Annotated in this window: 20 protein-coding genes and 1 pseudogene; 8 read left to right on the top strand and 13 right to left on the bottom strand. The window is 64.1% G+C overall.

Annotated elements, in window-relative coordinates:
* Nucleotides 1-5 precede the first annotated feature (5 nt).
* Nucleotides 6-1,232, top strand: coding sequence for a NupC/NupG family nucleoside CNT transporter (locus GSQ76_RS20425; protein WP_158745956.1), 1,227 nt, complete (start codon nucleotides 6-8; stop codon nucleotides 1,230-1,232).
* Between the two features lie 24 nt (nucleotides 1,233-1,256).
* On the opposite strand, the gene GSQ76_RS20430 is transcribed toward GSQ76_RS20425, so the two are convergent.
* The 3 genes from GSQ76_RS20430 to pdxY all read right to left on the bottom strand — a co-directional run bounded on the left by GSQ76_RS20430 (nucleotide 1,257) and on the right by pdxY (nucleotide 4,531).
* Nucleotides 1,257-1,685 (bottom strand): CBS domain-containing protein, encoded by a 429-nt coding sequence (locus GSQ76_RS20430; protein ID WP_158745957.1) that lies wholly within the window; start codon nucleotides 1,683-1,685, stop codon nucleotides 1,257-1,259.
* Between the two features lie 105 nt (nucleotides 1,686-1,790).
* Nucleotides 1,791-3,563 carry a glucan ABC transporter ATP-binding protein/ permease gene (locus GSQ76_RS20435; RefSeq protein WP_158745958.1) on the bottom strand — a complete coding sequence of 591 codons (1,773 nt, stop codon included), beginning with the start codon at nucleotides 3,561-3,563 and terminating at the stop codon, nucleotides 1,791-1,793.
* A 107-nt stretch (nucleotides 3,564-3,670) separates the two neighbouring features.
* Nucleotides 3,671-4,531: a pyridoxal kinase PdxY gene (gene pdxY, locus GSQ76_RS20440; RefSeq protein WP_216851189.1), complete on the bottom strand. Its 861-nt coding sequence runs from the start codon at nucleotides 4,529-4,531 to the stop codon at nucleotides 3,671-3,673.
* Nucleotides 4,532-4,650: 119 nt separating this feature from the next.
* Here pdxY and GSQ76_RS20445 point away from each other — a divergent pair, with 119 nt between their 5' ends.
* From GSQ76_RS20445 to GSQ76_RS20455, 3 genes are all read left to right on the top strand, one after another.
* On the top strand, nucleotides 4,651-5,124 hold the full coding sequence (locus GSQ76_RS20445) for a Spy/CpxP family protein refolding chaperone (protein WP_158745959.1): 474 nt from the start codon (nucleotides 4,651-4,653) through the stop codon (nucleotides 5,122-5,124).
* 94 nt (nucleotides 5,125-5,218) lie between these two features.
* On the top strand, nucleotides 5,219-5,443 hold the full coding sequence (rpmE, locus tag GSQ76_RS20450) for a 50S ribosomal protein L31 (RefSeq protein ID WP_158745960.1): 225 nt from the start codon (nucleotides 5,219-5,221) through the stop codon (nucleotides 5,441-5,443).
* A 168-nt stretch (nucleotides 5,444-5,611) separates the two neighbouring features.
* On the top strand, nucleotides 5,612-6,085 hold the full coding sequence (locus GSQ76_RS20455) for an Hsp20 family protein (protein WP_158745961.1): 474 nt from the start codon (nucleotides 5,612-5,614) through the stop codon (nucleotides 6,083-6,085).
* A 40-nt stretch (nucleotides 6,086-6,125) separates the two neighbouring features.
* Here the strand turns inward: GSQ76_RS20455 and GSQ76_RS20460 are convergent, their stop codons facing one another.
* Nucleotides 6,126-6,308 (bottom strand): DUF1192 domain-containing protein, encoded by a 183-nt coding sequence (locus GSQ76_RS20460; protein ID WP_158745962.1) that lies wholly within the window; start codon nucleotides 6,306-6,308, stop codon nucleotides 6,126-6,128.
* 145 nt (nucleotides 6,309-6,453) lie between these two features.
* On the opposite strand from GSQ76_RS20460, the gene GSQ76_RS20465 reads away from it, so the two are divergent.
* The gene (locus tag GSQ76_RS20465) at nucleotides 6,454-7,032 is read left to right on the top strand and encodes a DUF1013 domain-containing protein (protein WP_254070529.1); all 579 of its coding nucleotides are present in this window, start codon (nucleotides 6,454-6,456) and stop codon (nucleotides 7,030-7,032) included.
* A 73-nt stretch (nucleotides 7,033-7,105) separates the two neighbouring features.
* Here GSQ76_RS20465 and GSQ76_RS20470 read toward each other — a convergent pair whose 3' ends face one another.
* A complete protein-coding gene (locus GSQ76_RS20470) occupies nucleotides 7,106-7,276 on the bottom strand; it encodes a YdcH family protein (RefSeq protein WP_158745963.1) in 171 nt (56 codons plus the stop codon).
* A 145-nt stretch (nucleotides 7,277-7,421) separates the two neighbouring features.
* On the opposite strand from GSQ76_RS20470, the gene GSQ76_RS20475 reads away from it, so the two are divergent.
* The 3 genes from GSQ76_RS20475 to GSQ76_RS20485 are packed head-to-tail and all read left to right on the top strand — an operon-like array spanning nucleotide 7,422 to nucleotide 9,210.
* Nucleotides 7,422-7,622 carry a YdcH family protein gene (locus GSQ76_RS20475; protein ID WP_158745964.1) on the top strand — a complete coding sequence of 67 codons (201 nt, stop codon included), beginning with the start codon at nucleotides 7,422-7,424 and terminating at the stop codon, nucleotides 7,620-7,622.
* Nucleotides 7,622-8,116 carry a 5-(carboxyamino)imidazole ribonucleotide mutase gene (gene purE, locus GSQ76_RS20480; protein WP_158745965.1) on the top strand — a complete coding sequence of 165 codons (495 nt, stop codon included), beginning with the start codon at nucleotides 7,622-7,624 and terminating at the stop codon, nucleotides 8,114-8,116. Before GSQ76_RS20475 ends, purE begins: the two co-directional genes overlap by 1 nt.
* The gene (locus GSQ76_RS20485; protein ID WP_158745966.1) at nucleotides 8,116-9,210 is read left to right on the top strand and encodes a 5-(carboxyamino)imidazole ribonucleotide synthase; all 1,095 of its coding nucleotides are present in this window, start codon (nucleotides 8,116-8,118) and stop codon (nucleotides 9,208-9,210) included. Before purE ends, GSQ76_RS20485 begins: the two co-directional genes overlap by 1 nt.
* Here GSQ76_RS20485 and GSQ76_RS20490 read toward each other — a convergent pair.
* The 8 genes and pseudogenes from GSQ76_RS20490 to GSQ76_RS32045 all read right to left on the bottom strand — a co-directional run.
* Entirely contained in the window at nucleotides 9,207-10,202 is a 996-nt protein-coding gene (locus tag GSQ76_RS20490) for an asparaginase (RefSeq protein WP_158745967.1), read from the bottom strand. The two genes, GSQ76_RS20485 and GSQ76_RS20490, sit on opposite strands and share 4 nt — an antisense overlap.
* Nucleotides 10,199-10,996 (bottom strand): annotated as a pseudogene (locus GSQ76_RS32040) (isochorismatase family protein). The gene GSQ76_RS20490 and the pseudogene GSQ76_RS32040 overlap by 4 nt, the downstream one beginning before the upstream one ends.
* Complete coding sequence (locus GSQ76_RS20505) at nucleotides 10,891-11,907, bottom strand: ABC transporter ATP-binding protein (RefSeq protein WP_254070530.1); 1,017 nt, start codon at nucleotides 11,905-11,907, stop codon at nucleotides 10,891-10,893. Before GSQ76_RS20505 ends, GSQ76_RS32040 begins: the two are co-directional and overlap by 106 nt.
* Nucleotides 11,904-12,956 carry an ABC transporter ATP-binding protein gene (locus GSQ76_RS20510; RefSeq protein WP_158745970.1) on the bottom strand — a complete coding sequence of 351 codons (1,053 nt, stop codon included), beginning with the start codon at nucleotides 12,954-12,956 and terminating at the stop codon, nucleotides 11,904-11,906. Before GSQ76_RS20510 ends, GSQ76_RS20505 begins: the two co-directional genes overlap by 4 nt.
* Nucleotides 12,953-13,867 (bottom strand): ABC transporter permease, encoded by a 915-nt coding sequence (locus GSQ76_RS20515; protein ID WP_158745971.1) that lies wholly within the window; start codon nucleotides 13,865-13,867, stop codon nucleotides 12,953-12,955. The genes GSQ76_RS20510 and GSQ76_RS20515 overlap by 4 nt, the downstream gene beginning before the upstream one ends.
* Nucleotides 13,864-14,820 carry an ABC transporter permease gene (locus GSQ76_RS20520; protein WP_158745972.1) on the bottom strand — a complete coding sequence of 319 codons (957 nt, stop codon included), beginning with the start codon at nucleotides 14,818-14,820 and terminating at the stop codon, nucleotides 13,864-13,866. Before GSQ76_RS20520 ends, GSQ76_RS20515 begins: the two co-directional genes overlap by 4 nt.
* An 11-nt stretch (nucleotides 14,821-14,831) precedes the next feature.
* Nucleotides 14,832-16,400: an ABC transporter substrate-binding protein gene (locus tag GSQ76_RS20525; RefSeq protein ID WP_158745973.1), complete on the bottom strand. Its 1,569-nt coding sequence runs from the start codon at nucleotides 16,398-16,400 to the stop codon at nucleotides 14,832-14,834.
* A partial coding sequence (locus tag GSQ76_RS32045; protein WP_254070531.1) for an ABC transporter substrate-binding protein occupies nucleotides 16,397-16,970 on the bottom strand: 574 nt, incomplete at its 5' end. The genes GSQ76_RS20525 and GSQ76_RS32045, both read right to left, overlap by 4 nt.

The raw sequence follows: 16,970 nt of genomic DNA on the forward strand, positions 1-16,970 counted from the left end.
GGTGCATGCAGGGTGTGGTCGGCTGGGTAGTGTTGCTCGCCTTGGCATGGGTCTTCAGTGAAAACCGCCGCCAGGTCCCGTGGCGCATCGTCATCGGCGGGCTGGCTTTGCAACTTGTGCTGGCCTTGCTGCTCATCGACCTCGCGCCGGCCCGTGCGGCCATCCTGCTGTTGAACCGCGGCGCGGACGCCCTGCAACGCGGGACCGACGAAGGCACCGGCTTCGTCTTCGGCTATCTCGGCGGTGGCGCGCTCCCGTTCGCCGAGACCCACCCCGGCGCCAGCTTCATCCTGGCGTTCAAGGTCCTGCCTTTGGTCTTGGTCATCAGCGCCATCGGGTCGTTGCTATTCCATTGGGGAGTCATGCAGCGCATCACCGGCGCCTTCGCCTTCGTATTGCGCCGGGCGCTGGGAATCGACGGCCCGCTGGCCCTCGCCGCCGCCGTGCACATCTTCGTCGGTAACATCGAGGCGCCGCTGCTCATTCGCCCCTATCTCCGCGGCATGCAGCGTGGTGAGCTATTCGCGATCATGAGTTGTGGCATGGCGGGCATCGCCGGCACCGTCATGGTCATCTACGGCAGCGTATTGGGCCCGGTGATCCCCAATGCATTGGGCACCATCATCGTTGCCTCCGTCATCAGCACCCCGGCAGCCCTGGCCATCTCCGCCCTCATGATCCCATTCACCCCGGCCAATGTCGCAGGCGCCGTCCCCGTCTCGCGCGAACCGGCGCTCAGCAGCTTGGACGCCCTGGTGCGGGGCACGACGGACGGCATCGGCCCCTTGGTCGGAATTACCACAACCCTGCTGGTCGCCGTGGCATTGGTAAGCCTGCTGAACCAGGCAATCGGCCTGTTCCCCGGCGCGTGGACGTTGGAGGCGATCTTCGCCATCCCGTTCCGCCCCATCCTCTGGCTGATCGGCATTCCCTGGGGGGAAACCGGCACCGCCGGGTTGCTGATGGGCACGAAGACGGTCCTGAACGAATTCATCGGCTACCTGCGCCTGGCCGGCCTGCCGCCAGATGCGCTCAGCCCGCATTCCCGCATCATCATGACCTATGCCATGTGCGGCTTCGCCAATTTCGGCAGCCTCGGCATCGTCATCGGCGGCATGGGTGCGATGATCCCGGAACGCCGGGGCGAGATCACGATGCTCGGCCTACGCTCCTTGGTCTCCGGAACCATCGCCACCTGCATGAGCGGCGCGGTGGCCGGCCTGCTCACGTAGAGCGGTGGCAGGCCCCGCTCGCCACTACGACCCGGCGACGTAGGCGCGGAGGTTGTCCACCTCGTTCGCCTGCTCATCCAGCCGCGCCTTCACCACGTCGCCAATGCTGATGACGCCAATCATCCGGCCATCCAACATCACCGGCATATGGCGGAACCGCCCGGCGGTCATTGCAGCCATCGTATCGACAACCGTCGCTTCCGGTCGCGTGGTTTGCACTGCCCGCGTCATCGCCTGCGACGCCGTCAGGTCCAGCGCGTGGGCGCCATGCCGGGCGAGGCAATGCACCAAATCGCGCTCGCTGATGATGCCGACCAGCGTATCCCCCTCCATCACGGGGGCCGCACCAATGCGACGTTGGGATAATAACGTTGCCACATCTACCAACAACGTCTCGGGCGTTACCGTCACGGTCTCGGCATTCTTATGCCGTAGGATGGCTGCCACAGTCATGTCTCGCCTCCTCTTCTTCATGCGGGGTCTCTCGCCCCGGTTGTTACAGTCTGCGCGCCTCCGCCCGCCAATTGCAAAAAACAGCAGTGCAGTGCAGCAAACCCGCTACTCGGCTGCGCGGATATGCGGGGCGCCCGCCAACTGAGTCGCCACCAACTGTGCGAACCGCCCGCCTCGCGCCACGAGCGTGTCGAACCGCCCCCGCTCCACGATCTCGCCGCCATCGAACACCAGGATCTCGTCCGCATCGCGCACCGTGGACAGGCGATGCGCGATGATAAACGTCGTGCGCCCCTCCATCAACGTCGCCATGGCACGCGATACCCGCGCCTCTGTTGCTGCATCCAGCGCGCTCGTCGCCTCATCCAGGACCAGGATGGGTGGATTCTTCAACAGCGCCCGCGCAATCGCCAGGCGCTGGCGCTGGCCGCCAGACAGCGTCGCACCACGCTCCCCCACCATCGTGTCGTAACCCTGCGGTTGCCGGGCGATGAAGTCGTGCGCGTCGGCCATCTTGCATGCCGTCTCCACCTCCGCATCCGTCGCCTCCGGCCGGCCGATGCGCAAATTCTCCCGAATCGAACGGTTGAACAGCAGGCTTTCCTGGAACACGACGCCGATCGTCGATCGCAGGCTTTCCAGCGTCACATGCCGAATGTCCTGCCCATCGATCGCCACCCGCCCGGCCGTGGGGTCCCATAAGCGCTGCAGCAGGTTCATCGCCGTGCTCTTGCCCGCGCCGGTCGTGCCCACCAGCGCCACGACCGAGCCGGGCTGCGCCACGAATGACACGTCCCGCAGGATCGCCGGGCCACCAGGATAACCGAACGACACCGCCTCGAATGCCACTTCCCCCTTCGGCGCGTCCAACACGTCCGCGTCCGTCGGCTCCGGCACCGACGTCTTGGCATCCAGCACGCCGAAATACTCGTCCAGCCCCGGCATCTGCAAAAACAGTCGGGAGGCGAACTGCATCGCCGACTCCAGCCGGCTGATCAGCAGGTTGGCGAACCCCATGAACGTCACGATCTCCGCCACCGTCGCCCGTGCTTCGACATGCAGGATGGTCCCGATCAGCACGATCACGATCACTGCAATGGTGGAGGCGCCGCGCGTCAGCACGTTCACCACAGCCCACCAATTCAACACCGGAAACTGATGCGCAATCACCTGGTCGGCGATCTGCCCAAACCGGCTGGTTTCAGCCGCAAGCCGCGTGAACGACTGCACTACCATGACGTTGGCCAACGCATCCTGCGCCGTGCCCGCCAGACTAGACTGGAAAAACTCGGCCCGGCGTTGCCCTTCTTCCGTTCGGTTGATCACCACGATGGTGACGCCACAGAACAGAACCACCAGCACGATCAGCACCAGCGACAATTGCCAGTTTAACAGCAGTGTCAGCGGCAGCAGCACCAGCAGCGCCACATAGGTCGCCAATTGCTCGCGAAAGAACGTCAACCAGACGGAGAACATGGAGTCCGCCCCGGCCAGCATCACCTTCATCAATCGCCCGGAATGCGCCTCGCCATGGAACGACAGCGGCAGCGACAATACGTGACTGAAATACCGGCTCATCGCCTTCAGCCGGTTGCGGTGCGACATCCGCTCCGCATGCACCACCGTCAGGATGTTGCCGCCGATCGCCACCGCGGCCACCACGATCCAAATCCCGATCAGCGTCGCCGCACTCCGCCACAGCACGTCATGCGGCGTCGTGTCCGAGTTCGCGAGCAGCCCGATCACACGCCCGAACAACACCGGGTCCAGGAATTGCAATCCGGCCAGCACGATGTTGGCGAGCCCGAGATACACTGCCAGGCGTTTGTCGGCGCCCAACATCGAGAGCACGCGGCGGTAGGCGTGAATAATGCGCATGCAGTGATCCGTGGCAGGGGTCGAGCTGCCATCATTAGGAGGGACGATGTTGGCGGGATCAGGGCAACCGGAACGAATTGTGGCGAAGGCGGCGGAAAGCGCGGGGACTAAGCAGCCTCCGCAGTGAAGCGCCTACTTGGGCTTACGAACTCGTCTTGCGCCGCCACGGTTAACAACTCGCGCGACCCAGCCTCCAGCGTGCGGCTGAGCAGTCCGAACAGGGCACTGGCGGCCTCCGCCAGTGCAAGGGCCGTGCTGCGCGTCCGCAGGCTATGTAACAGGAACAAAGCGGCGATCGTGTCCCCCGTTCCATTCGCCGCAATGGGCAGGCGCGGGGTGCGCAGCCGCCAGGTGCCCACCGGATCGGCCGCCATCAGGTCGATGCACTCGTCCGGCGTATCCGCTACGGCCAGGCTAGTCACCAGAACGCAGGCGCCGGGCTGCATCGTGCTGCGTAGCGCCGCTGCCGCCACCTTGGCCTCCGCCAGCGTGGTGACGGACAGCCCGGTCAGCAATTCCAGCTCGAACTGGTTGGGAGTGGCGATATTGGCCTGGGGCAGCACACAGTCCCGCAACAGCGCCGGAATGTCCTGCTGAACGTAGATCCCGGGCCCGGCATCGCCGATCACCGGGTCGCAGCAATAGAGCGCTGCCGGATTGGCCTCTCGCACCAGGGCGACCGCGTCGAGCACCGCTTCCCCTACCGCCGGATCACCCAGATAGCCGCTCAGCACTGCCCGGCACCCGCCAAGCACGCCCCGCGCCGCGATCCCGGCCACGACATCGCGCACGTGCTCCCCAGTGAACACCTGCCCGGTGCGCCCGCCATAGCCCGGGTGATTGGAAAATTGCACCGTATCGACCGGCCAGACCTCCATTCCCAGGCGCTGTAGAGGAAAGACGGCTGCGCTATTGCCGACATGGCCATAGGCGACAGCAGATTGTATGGAGAGGATGGCGCCGGTCACTCGTAAAACTAGGCGTCAGTCCCACCCCGGGGCAAGCCGCCGCCGCTTGGCCCGCTTGCGCCGAACCGACCCGGCGCTACGGCGTTGGGCGCAGACGTCTCAACGACAGGACATTGTCCATGGACCTCAAACACGCCTCCCTGCCCGTATTGCTGGCCGGCCTTCTGCTGGCCGCCCCGGTATTCGCACAGCCTGCCCCTGCACCCGCGCCCACGGCAGTGACCCCCGTCGCCAGCAAACCTGGCGTAACCACGCACAGTGCCGGGGTCGAGCGGCGGATCAAGGATCTGCACACCCGCCTAAAGATCACCGCAACGCAGGAAAAGTCGTTCGACGATTTCGCCAACGTCCTGCGCGACAATGACAAGCGCATGAGCGACATGTCGCAGCAGCGGCAGCAGGCCGCCGGCAACGGAACCGCGGTCGACCAGATGCAGAGCTACGCCGACTGGACCAAGGCTCATGCCGACGACGTGCAGCGCATGTCCACCGCGTTCGGCACCCTGTACAACGCGCTCACGCCTGACCAGAAAAACCTGGCCGACCAGAGCTTCCGCGAATTGAGCAAGACCCGCCGCACCGCCCGCGGCTGATCACGCGAGTTGCGAAAAGGGGCGAGACGGCATTATAGACGCCGCTTCGCCCCGCCGGTCGGCATCGGCCGGGGCCAATCAGGAGCAGTCAGCCATGAAGTCCGGCATTCACCCCGACTACCACGAGATCAAGATCATTATGACCGACGGGTCCGAGTTCACGACTCGTTCGACCATGGGGAAGGCCGGCGACACGCTGCGTCTCGACATCGACCCGAAATCCCATCCGGCCTGGACCGGCGTGCAGCGCATGATGGACACCGGCGGCCAGGTCGCCAAGTTCAACAAGCGTTTCGCCGGGCTCGGCAACCGCAAGTAAGTATTCGCCTTCACAGGCGCGTTATCGAAAGGGCCACCCTTGAAACCAGGGGTGGCCCTTTCCTATTTCAGTGCTGTTCGCGGTGCCCAATGGGGCTGCGAAGACTGGAACGGACCGGCCCAATGCGGCGGTTCACGCGTAACCTTGCTCCCGTAGGAGGTTTTTACCATGACGTACGACTTCTCTCCTCTTTTCCGCACTGCCATTGGTTTCGACCGCATGGCCCGGCTGATCGACTCCGCACAGGAGGTCGCATCGGCCCCCACATACCCGCCATACAACATCGCCAAGACTGGTGAGGACAGCTACCGTCTGACCATGGCGGTTGCCGGGTTCGGTCAGGACAACATCGAGCTGACGGTCAAAGACAACCAGCTCATTGTTTCCGGCAAGCTCAGCGATGACGCAACGGGTGAGCTCCTCTATCGCGGCATCGCCGGTCGCGCGTTCGAACGTCGTTTCGCCCTGGCCGACCATATCGTAGTCGACGGCGCGGACTTGCAGAACGGCCTGCTGCACGTGGCCCTGAAACGCGTCGTGCCCGAGGCGCTGAAGCCCCGGCGTATCACGATCGGCACCGGCTCGCCCGAGGGCAAGCCTGCGCTGGCCAATGACCGCGCGCCGGCGGCGCAAGCAGCCTAACCACGCGAAGGGGGAGCCGCCCAAGCGGCTCCCCCTACCTTTATTTGCGGAAGAAGCTATCCGCCGCGCTGCGATGATCCTGCTTCCGGCCGATCGCTGCCTCGGCCCGCGCAATTTCCACCTGTAACTCCGCGATATAGTCCCGAAGTTCGGAGACCCCGAGCGGGTCCAGAGGCAACGGCGCCACACGGCGCGGCTTCGGCGGTTCTTCTTCATCCCACATGGATGCCTGCCCTGCGAATATATGGCTGAAAGGTGGCGCACCTGGCCTTGACCGGCAAGGGAGCCGCCCCCCATATCGCCCTCTGTGTTGGCTGCCGGGCGCGCCTCCGTGATGGATTCGCCGCGCCGCGGCCGGAGAGCGAAGAATGAGCCTACCGCTGATGCCGAAGGCCACCGCCGTGTGGCTGATCGACAAAACCGCCCTGACCTTCACGCAAATCGCCGATTTCTGCGGCATGCATCCGCTGGAGGTGCAGGCGATTGCCGATGGTGAGGTCGCTCAAGGCATTGTCGGTTACGACCCCGTCGCCAATCATCAGGTGCTGGCGCAGGAAATTGCCCGGTGCGAGAAGGATGACAGTGCCCGCCTGAAGCTGCTGCCACCGGCCAATCCGCCGCCGAAAAAGGGCCGTGGTGCCCGCTACACTCCCGTTGCCAAGCGGAATGACCGGCCGGACGCGATTGCCTTCGTCCTGCGCAACTTTCCGCAATTGTCCGAGGCGCAGGTCGTCAAGCTGCTGGGGACGACAAAGGACACCATCCAGAAGGTGCGCGAGCGCAGCCATTGGAATAGCACCAACATCAAGCCTCGTGACCCGGTGATCCTAGGCCTGTGCACCCAGACCGATCTGAACGCGATGGTGAATTCCGCCAATGAACGGCTGATCCGCGAAGGCAAGACCGTCCCGGTCCCGTTGCGGATGGAGGCTGACGAGGCGGCCTAGCCGTTTTGAAGGCCTTCGGAGGCCCCCTCCCCAAAGGGAGAGGGCCGGGTAGTAAAGACGAGTGACCGCGCGGCTAGGTTCGAGTACTCAGCCGCGCCATCTCATCCTTGAGTTTGAGCTTTTGCCCCTTCAATCGCATTAGAGCATCTGGATCCGGCCTCGGCCGGTGATCCTCTTCCGAAACCCGCGCGTCCAGCGCGTCATGACGGTCCTTGAGGCTTTCTATCCGCGATTGCAGGCTCATGAGTCCTCCTTCTGAATAGGAACTCTACGGCGCTCGCTGCGCCGCTGATGAGCCTAACGCGCGCACAGCGAAAAATGCCAGTATTACGTGTGCGGAAAGGCGTAGGCGCGTGGCCAGACGTTCACGATCATGCTAAGTCCCCCAGATGCTGACAGACCGAGATTCATTGCTGCGCAAGCTGCACGAATTGCGCAGCGAACACCGGGACCTCGATACCGTCATCGCAAGACTGGCCGACGGGGGACTGGATCAGCTGCAACTTCAACGCCTTAAAAAGCGCAAGCTGATGCTGAAGGACGAGGTTTCCTGGCTGGAAAGCCGGCTGATCCCGGATAATATCGCCTGATGGACTCGCCACGCATCGGCGTCATCATGGGCAGCCAGTCGGACTGGACGACGCTGCAACACGCCACAAGTACATTGGCCGCTATGGGTATTGCGTTCGAGGCGCGGATCGTGTCCGCCCACCGCACGCCGGATCGGCTGGCCGAATATGCCAAGACCGCCGCCGGTCGCGGCCTGTCGGTCATCATCGCCGGGGCCGGTGGTGCCGCCCATCTGCCGGGTATGTGCGCCGCCTGGACCACCCTTCCCGTGTTGGGCGTTCCCGTGGAAAGCCAAGCGCTGAAGGGTATGGACAGCCTGCTGTCCATCGTCCAGATGCCAGCCGGGATCCCCGTCGGCACCCTGGCGATTGGCCGCGCCGGCGCCATCAACGCTGCGTTGTTGGCCGGCTCCATCCTCGCTTTGTCCGACCCGGCGCTGGCGGCCCGTCTGGCCGCATATCGCGCCGAGCAGACCGCCGCCGTGGCCGACCGCCCGGTCGACCAGCCCGCCTGATGGCAGCCCCGCTCCCGCCAAACGCCACCATCGGCATCGTTGGTGGTGGTCAACTCGGCCGGATGTCCGCCATGGCCGCGGCCCGGCTCGGCTATCGCTGCCACATCCTCACACCCGAGGAGGACAGCCCTGCCTCCCAGGTTTCCGCCCGCACCTTTCTCGGCGATTACGAGGACCAGGCGCTGCTGCGCGCCTTCGCAGAGTCAGTGGATGTTGTGACGTTCGAGTTCGAGAACGTCAGCGCCGAGGGACTGGACCTGCTGCAATCCATCCGTCCCGTACGCCCCTCCCCGAACGTCCTGCGCATCAGCCAGGACCGGGTGGTGGAGAAGACCTTCCTCAACGATGCCGGTGTCGCCACAGCCTCGTGGCTGGAGATCAAGAGCCGCGCTGCCCTGCACGCCGCCGTCGCCCGGGTCGGCCTGCCCGGACTGCTGAAGACCACTCGCGGTGGCTATGACGGCAAGGGCCAAGCCATGCTGCGCAGCGTCTGCGACCTGAATGACATGTGGGAGGAAATGGCACCCAAGCCGTTGATCCTGGAAGCATTGGTGAAATTCGAACGTGAAATCAGCGTCATCGTCGCTCGTGGCCTGGACGGCCGCGCCGTCGCCTTCGACCCGGTGGAAAACCGCCACCGCGATGGTATTCTGGACCTGACGCTCGCCCCCGCCCCGATCACGCCCGAAACCGCCGCCAATGCGACCCGCGTCGCGCTGAAGGTCGCCGACGCGTTGGACCTGGTAGGCGTGCTCGCCGTCGAGATGTTCGTGCTGGCCGATGGCGGTGTGCTCGTGAACGAGATCGCCCCACGCCCGCACAACTCCGGCCATTGGACCATCGACGCCTGCCCCGCCAGCCAGTTCGAGATGCACATCCGCGCCGTTGCCGGCCTACCGCTGCCCCCCGCCGTTCGCCACTCCGACGCGGTGATGAAAAACCTCGTCGGGCCGGAGGAAGTCGCGCAATGGCCCGCCATTCTCGGCACGCCAGGCCTGGTTCCGCACCTCTATGGCAAGGCCGAGGCGCGGCCCGGCCGAAAGATGGGCCACGTCACGACCCTTTACCCGCTGGGCACCCTTTCCGTCGATTAATAGGTTTCGAAGATCCGGGTGATGTCCGCCGGGTCGTTGGTCACGGTCAACGCCAGGGCCAACAGTAGCCGGGCCTTCTGCGGGTTGAGGTTATCGGCCACCAAGAACCCCTGCTCCCGCGCGCGTTTGCCCCGGAACGTGCGGCCACTGCCGGCGCGGGTGGATTGCACCACCACCAGCCCTTCCTTAACAGCCGCCGCAAGCACCGCCGCCTCCTCCGTGCCCGGCGATCCCGGCGCGAAGCCGGCCGACACTATGCCCTTTGCCCCCGCCGCGATGAATGCCCGCGCCGCTGTCGCGTCGGCACCGACATATGAATAGACGATGTCGACTCGCGGCAGCCCGTCCAGGCCGCGAATATCGAACTCGGTATCGGGCATCCGGCGGCGCAGCGGCGCGCGGTAGAACACCACCTTGTCCCCATCCGCATGGCCCAGCACCCCGAAATCCGGCGTCCGGAACGTCTGCAAGCGAAAGGTGGAGGTCTTTGTCACCTCCCGCGCGGCATGAATCTCATCGTTCAGCAGCAGCATCACGCCCATGCCACGCGCCGCCGGGCTACAAGCGGTGCGGACGGCGTTCACCAAATTCATCCCGGCATCGGTCGACAGGCTGCTCGCTGGGCGTTGGCTGCCCACGATCACCACGGGCACGTCGACCTTCAGCACCAGGTTCAGGAAATACGCGGTCTCTTCCATCGAGGCGGTGCCATGACCGATCACAATCCCAGCGAGGCCAGGATTCTCCGCCACCACGCGCTCGCATAGCAGCGCCAGCCGCTTCCACACGTCGAAATAGATATTGTGGCTGACGACGTTTTCGAAATTGACCGGGATGACCTCCGCCACCTCCGCCCATTGCGGGAACATCGCCGCGATCGCATCCGCCTGCATGCGGTTTTCCGACGCACCGTAATCCAGAATGTCCAACGGCCCAGAACCTAGCGACGAAATGGTGCCGCCCGTGCCAATAAACGCGACCTTTGGCTTCATGCCGCCGTCCGCACCGCTGCTGCTGCCAGTCGCTCGATGATCATGTCGGTATCCATCAAATCGCTGAACGTTAGATACAGCGCAATCAGCGAAGCGTCATGCTCCGCCTGCGTCATCGCCGCATTGCCGTCGCTGACCATGACGACGCGGAAATTCGTCATCATCGCGTCGCGCGCCGAGGACTCGCAGCAAATATTAGTGACGGTGCCGGTGATCAGCACAGTGTCGAACCCCCGCGCCCGCAGCCGCGCAGGTCCGACGCACCCGGCATGAACGCGCTGAACCGGTATTTCGGCAGGGCCTCATCCGCCGCCTGCACATCCATTGCCGGCCAGCGCATGCCCCGGCGTCCCTTCGGACATCGACGCGGCCCGGCGCGCGCGCCCAAGCGGCGTCGCCATGTCCTGCATGACCGACCATTCCTGCGCGCTGCGGGCGTTGAACGTGTTCTGGATCCAGAACACCCCGCCACCAGCCTGCCGAACGGCCGCCGCCAACCGGTTGACGTTTGGCACGATATCGCGCGCTGCCGGGCATACGGCGTGGCCGATCGCATCGTCCATGAAGCCGTTCTGCATATCCACCACAACCAGTGCGGTACGCGACGGGTCCAGCTTGGCGAACACATGCTCGGACCCGCGCCGCGCGACCACGCGATCGATCACCGATTGAGGCAGCGTGACCCCGTTCATGCGTGCACTCCCACCGGCTGTTGCAGTACGTCCGCCACGCGCAGGCACCTCGCCATGCGGCCCGGCGCAGGAAATACCGGCTCCGGAAAGCCCTGCCGACATGCAGGCATGGCCAGGCTGCAGCGCGGCGCAAAACTGCAACCGGGCGGCAGGCGGCGCAAATCCGGCGGACTCCCGGGAATGGCCGCAATGTCCTGGTCTGGCGCCTGATCGTGCACTGTGGAGGCCATCAGCCCGGCCGTATACGGGTGAGCCGGCCGCCGCAGTACGTCCGCCACCGGCCCTTCCTCGATCACTCGGCCAGCGTACATCACCGCCACCCGATCGGCAATTTCTGCCGCCACGCCCAGATCGTGGGTGACAAAGATCGTGCCCATGCCCAATTCCTGCTGCAGCCGTCGCAACAGAATCAGCACCTGGATCTGAACCGTGGCGTCCAGCGCCGTGGTCGGCTCATCCGCCAGGAGTAGTTTCGGACCGCAGGACAGCGCGATGGCAATCATCGCCCGCTGCCGCAACCCGCCCGACAATTCGTGCGGATAAGCGTCGATCCGCCGTTCGGCCGACGGGATCTTCACCAGGTTCAGCAATTCGATCGCCTGGGCCCGCGCCTCCGCCCGGCCGACGCCCTTGTGCCGTCGGATCATCTCCGTCAGATGCTGGCCGATCGTGTAGACCGGGTCCAAGGCTGTCATCGGCTCCTGAAACACCATCGCAACCGTGCCGCCACGGAAGCTCTGCAGCGCGCGGCCCTTCAGCGCCAACGCGTCCTGCCCGGCGACATTCACCCGGCCCTTCACCCTCGCCCGGCCCGGCAACAGCCGCATGAGCGCCCGCAACGTCACCGACTTGCCCGACCCGGACTCGCCCAGCAGGCAAAGCACTTCACCCGCCTTGAGGTTGAACGTCGCCCCGCTGACGGCATTCACCGTCGCTTCCCGCGTGACGAACTGGACCGAGAGATCCTCCACCTCCAGCAACGGCGCCGCCGCGACCATGCCGCCATCCATCATGCTGTCCCCGCCAGAGAATGCCCGGACTGCGCATTGGTCATGTGGCACGCCGCGACATGGGAGGACCGGTCCTCCCACTGGCCCAACGTCGGCATCTCTGCCTCGCACACCGCCTCCGCATGCGGGCAACGCGTGCGGAACCGGCAGCCGGAGGGCGGATTGATCGGGCTCGGCGGGTCCCCCACGATCGGCGGCGACTCAATCCGCTTCGAGGAATCCATCGACAGGCGGGAGCCGAGCAGCGCCTGCGTATATGGATGCCGCGCCTTGGCAAACACGTCCGCGGCTGGCCCCAACTCCACCACCTGCCCCAGATACATCACCAACACGCGGTCGCTGATGTAGCGCACGACGTTCAAATCGTGGCTGATGAACAAATAGGTGAGGTTCAGCGTGCGCTTCAACTCGCGCAGCAGGTTCAGCACCTGCGCCTCGACCGACTTGTCGAGCGCCGACACGGCTTCGTCTAGAATCACCATGCGCGGCCCGACCGCCAACGCACGCGCAATGTTCACCCGTTGCTTCTGGCCGCCAGACAGTTCATGCGGGTATCGCGGACCGAACAGATCCGGCCGCAACCCCACCTTCACCAAGATGTCCTGCGCGATGCGGCGCGACTCGGCTTTCGACTTGCCGTTCACCATTGGGCCGAACGCGACGGAATCTTGCACCGGCATGCGCGGGTTCAGCGACGAATAGCTGTCTTGGAACACCATCTGCACCTGCCGACGCAAATCCGCGACGCTGATGCCCCGCGTCTCGCCAACAGTATCGCCGTCGAACACCAGATCTCCGGAATCCGGTAGCACCAGATGCAGCAGCACGCGCGCCAGAGTCGATTTGCCGCAGCCGGACTCGCCGACCACACCCAGTGTCTCGCCCTTGAACAGGGTGAACGACACGCCATCCACTGCCCGCACCACGGCGCCTTTGCCAGCGCCCTTCACTTTGAAATGCCGCTGCAGCTCCTTTGCAATCAGCATCGGCTGCGCCGCGCCGCCGCGGTCGCGGCCATCCACATAGGGCTTGGCCTGCACCGTGGCGCTCATATCCGCACATCCATCGCAGCCCGAATACCATCGCTTACCAAATTGAAGCAGATTGAGGTGATGAAGATCGCGATACCCGGCAAGGCGCAGCCTAAGGGATCGACGTACAACGACTGCCGCAGCGTGCTGAGCATCAGGCCCCAATCCGGCTCCGGCGGCTGCACACCCAGCCCTAGGAACGACAGGCCGGACGCCAGCAGAATGCTGACACTGACAAGGCTCGACGCATAGATGAACACCGGCCCTAACACGTTGCCCAGCACGTGGTGTCGTATGATGGTCAGCGTGCCGGCGCCGCTGGCTCGCGCCGCCTCGATATAATCAAGATTCTTCACCTGCGCCGTCGCCGTTTCCGCCACGCGACACATCGCCGGGGTGAACACCAGGCTCAGCGAGATGATGCCGTTCACGATCCCGCCACCCATGGCACCGGAAATCGCCACCGCCAACAGGATGGACGGGAACGCGTAGAACACGTCCATCGTGCGCATGATCGCAGTGTTTGCCACCTTGCCCGCGAACCCGCCGATCACGCCCAGCGTGCCGCCGATCATCGTGGCGATCACCACCGGCACCAGCCCCATCATCAGCGAGATCCGGCCGCCATAGATCAGCCGGCTCATCATGTCGCGGCCCAACTCATCCGTGCCCCAAGGGTGCCCGCGCCAGCCAAACGGCTTCAGCCGCCCGATGATGCTTTGCGCGTAGGGGCTGAACGGCGCAATCAGCGGCGCGAAAACGGCCGCCAGCACGATCAGCAGCACGATCACACCGAACCCCAGAGTCACCCAATCATGCCGCAATCGGTAGCCAACCGATTGCCAATACCCGCGCACCTTCGTCGCCGGTGCGCCGTCAAAATCGCTGTCGGCCGGGATCTCGGCCACGGCGAGCGCTACTGGCTTGTTCATGCTCGGCGAATCCGCGGGTCGAGAATAGCTTGCAACAGATCCACCACGAGGTTGGTCAATACGAAGATCAGCGACAGTGCCAGGATCGTGCCCTGCAATACCGGGATGTCACGGTTGATTATCGCCTTGTTCAACAGGAAGCCGCTGCCGGGCCAGGTGAACACGGTCTCCACCAGGATCGACCCGCCCATCAAATAGCCGAATTGCAGCCCCATCACTGCCAGCACCTGGGGCGATGCATTCTTTAACACGTGACGGATCACCGCGCCCTCGCCCAGGCCCATGGCCCGCAATGTCGTCACGAAATCCTGGTTGCGCACATCCGCCACCGCCGCCCGTGTGGTGCGCGCGATGATACCAATCGGGATCATCGCCAGCGTAATCACCGGCAGGACCAGGAATTGCGCGTCGCTCCAGTGCCACAGCACGAACGCGGCGGAGCCAGACTGGCCCATCCCGCTGGCTGGCAGCACCATGTATTCGACCGCGAACAAGATCACCAAAACCAGGCCCAGCCAGTAATTCGGCAGGCTGACCCCGATGACCGCCGCACCCGTCACCACCCGGTCCATGATCTTCCCAGGATAGCACCCGGCCAGCGCACCCATGCTGTACCCCGTGATGAACGATAGCGGCACCGCGAACAATGCCAGCATCGCCGTGTTCGCCACCGAGCCGAATACCTCCAGCGTCACCGCCCGCTGCGTGGCGATCGAACGCCCAAAATCCCCATGCAGCACGTGCCACAACCAAATCGCATACTGCACCGGGATCGGCCGATCGAACCCGTAGGCGTGCTTCACGATGGCGATCGTCTCCGCCGTCGCGTCCGGCGGCAGCACTGTCTGCAACGGATCACCGGGTGCTAGGTACACCAGCGAAAAACATACGACGCTCACCCCCAGCGCAATTGGGATGGCGAACAGAATGCGGCGGAAAACGTAGCCGAGCATGCGATTGCCTCCTACGGGTCGACGGTGATCGGCGTCAGGTCCTGGAACCAACTTTGCGCTTGCACGAAGCCGTGCAGTTTGGGCGACAGGGCGCGCGGGTTCACATCATGCGCCACCCAAATCATCACAGCCTGCGCGTTCATCCGCTCGTTCAACTTGATCAGCAGGTCGTTGCGCCTCGCCGGGTCAAATTCGGCATTGATCTTGGCAATCAGGTCCTCGGTCTCGGCGTCCTCGTAATGGCCCCAATTGCTACCCACGGGCGCCCATTGCGCCTTCGCCACGTGACGGATCAATCCATAGAACGGGTCGCTCACCGCCTTGCTGGCATTGACCGCCGCATCGTCCGGATGCTTCTCGATCCCGTCCCGCGCCACCTGACCCAGCGCGTTCCAATCCATGATATCCAGCTTCACTCGGAAACCGACTTCTTCCAATTGGGCCTTGATCAACTCGTTCATCTGCAACGGCTGCATCTGGCCCGAGCCGGAGGTCGAAATGACGAAGGTCACGTCGCAGGGCAGGCATTTCGCCTCCTCCAGCAACGCATGCGCCTTCTTCGGATCGAATTTATAAAGCACCGGATGGCCGAAATACGGTGTCGCTGGGGGAATGGTGGAATACGCGTCCTCCATCAGGCCGCCTAACAACTCCTTCACGTCATCCCGGTTGATGGCGTAGTTCGCCGCCTGGCGCACCCGCAAATCCTTGAACGGCGACGTCACGAAATTGAGCTGGTATGCCCAGACATGCGGATAGATGTTGGTAAACAGCTTCATCCCTGCGGACTTCAATCGGGGCACCGCATCCGGCGCCGGCGCCTCGATGAAATTTACCTGGCCGGACAGCAGGGCCGCAACGCGAGTATTTGCCTCCGGCATCGGCAGCAGCACCAACTTGTCCTGCTTTGGGATACGCGCCTTGTCCCAGTAATTGGGATTCGGCACCAATTCCAGCCGTTCATGCGGCACCAGTTTGCTGAACAGATAAGGCCCGGTGCCAGACGGTTGGTTGGCATATCCCGAATAATCGTATTTCAGCGCTTCTGCCCGGCAGCGGCTTATCATCGGCACGTAACTAAGTTCGTATGGCACCAGGCTGTCGGGTGACTTCGTCTCGATGGCCACCTGATGATCGCCCACCGCCGTCACGGCGGCGATGCTGGTCAAATAGCCGCGGGACAGCGCGAACTGGAACGTGTCGAATTGCGGCGCCTTGTTGTCCATCAGGCGAGCGAAATTCCACACCACATCCTGAGCCATGAAGTCGCAGCCATCGTGCCATTTCACGCCCTGGCGCAGATCGAAGAGCCAGCGCTTGTTGTTCGCCGGGTCGATATGCCACGCCGTCGCCAGTCCCGGCTTGATGTCCGACGCCGTGTCCGACTTGGACACATCCCAGTTCACCAGCGCATCATACAAATTCAGCGCCACGAACCGGTATCCCTCGAACCCCTGGTCGGGGGTTCCCGTCGTGATCGGCACTTCACCTGCGGTCATCGCGACCGTGATGACACCCCCCGCCTGGGCCGCCACCGACATGGTGGCAAACCCGGCGGCCAGCATTAGCCTACGGATCATGGCGTGACGCTAATCGGGGTCAGGTCCTGGAACCAGGACTGCGCCTGCACGAAGCCCTTCACCTTGGGCGACAACGCCCGCGGGTTCAGGTCATGCACCACGAAGATCATCAACGCCTGCTCCGACTCATACTCGTGCAGCTTGGTCAGCAGGGCCAGGCGCTTGGTCGGATCGAACTCCTCGAAGATCTGCTTCACCAGCGCGTCCGCCTCGGGGGTGCCGAAATGCCCCCAATTGCTGCCCGCTGGCGACCAGTAGGCGGTCGCCACCGGCTTCACGATGGCGCTCACCGGATCCAGCAAGGCGCGCGAGGCGTTCATCCCGTCCACGTTCGGGTATTTCGGCACGCCGGACCGGCTGACGTCCAGTAGCGCGTTCCAGTCCATGACGTTCAACGTCACCTTGAACCCGGCATCTTCCAGCTGTTGCTTCACCAACTCGTTCATCGGCAGCGACTGCATCTGGCCGGAGCCGGAGGTCGAGATCGCGAGCGTGATGTTACACGGCAGGCAGCCAGCTTCCTTCAGCAGTTCGTGCGCCTTGTCCTTGTCAAACTTGTAAATAACCGGG

The organism is Acidisphaera sp. L21, assembly GCF_009765685.1.
In the GTDB taxonomy this organism is placed as follows: Bacteria; Pseudomonadota; Alphaproteobacteria; order Acetobacterales; family Acetobacteraceae; genus LMUY01.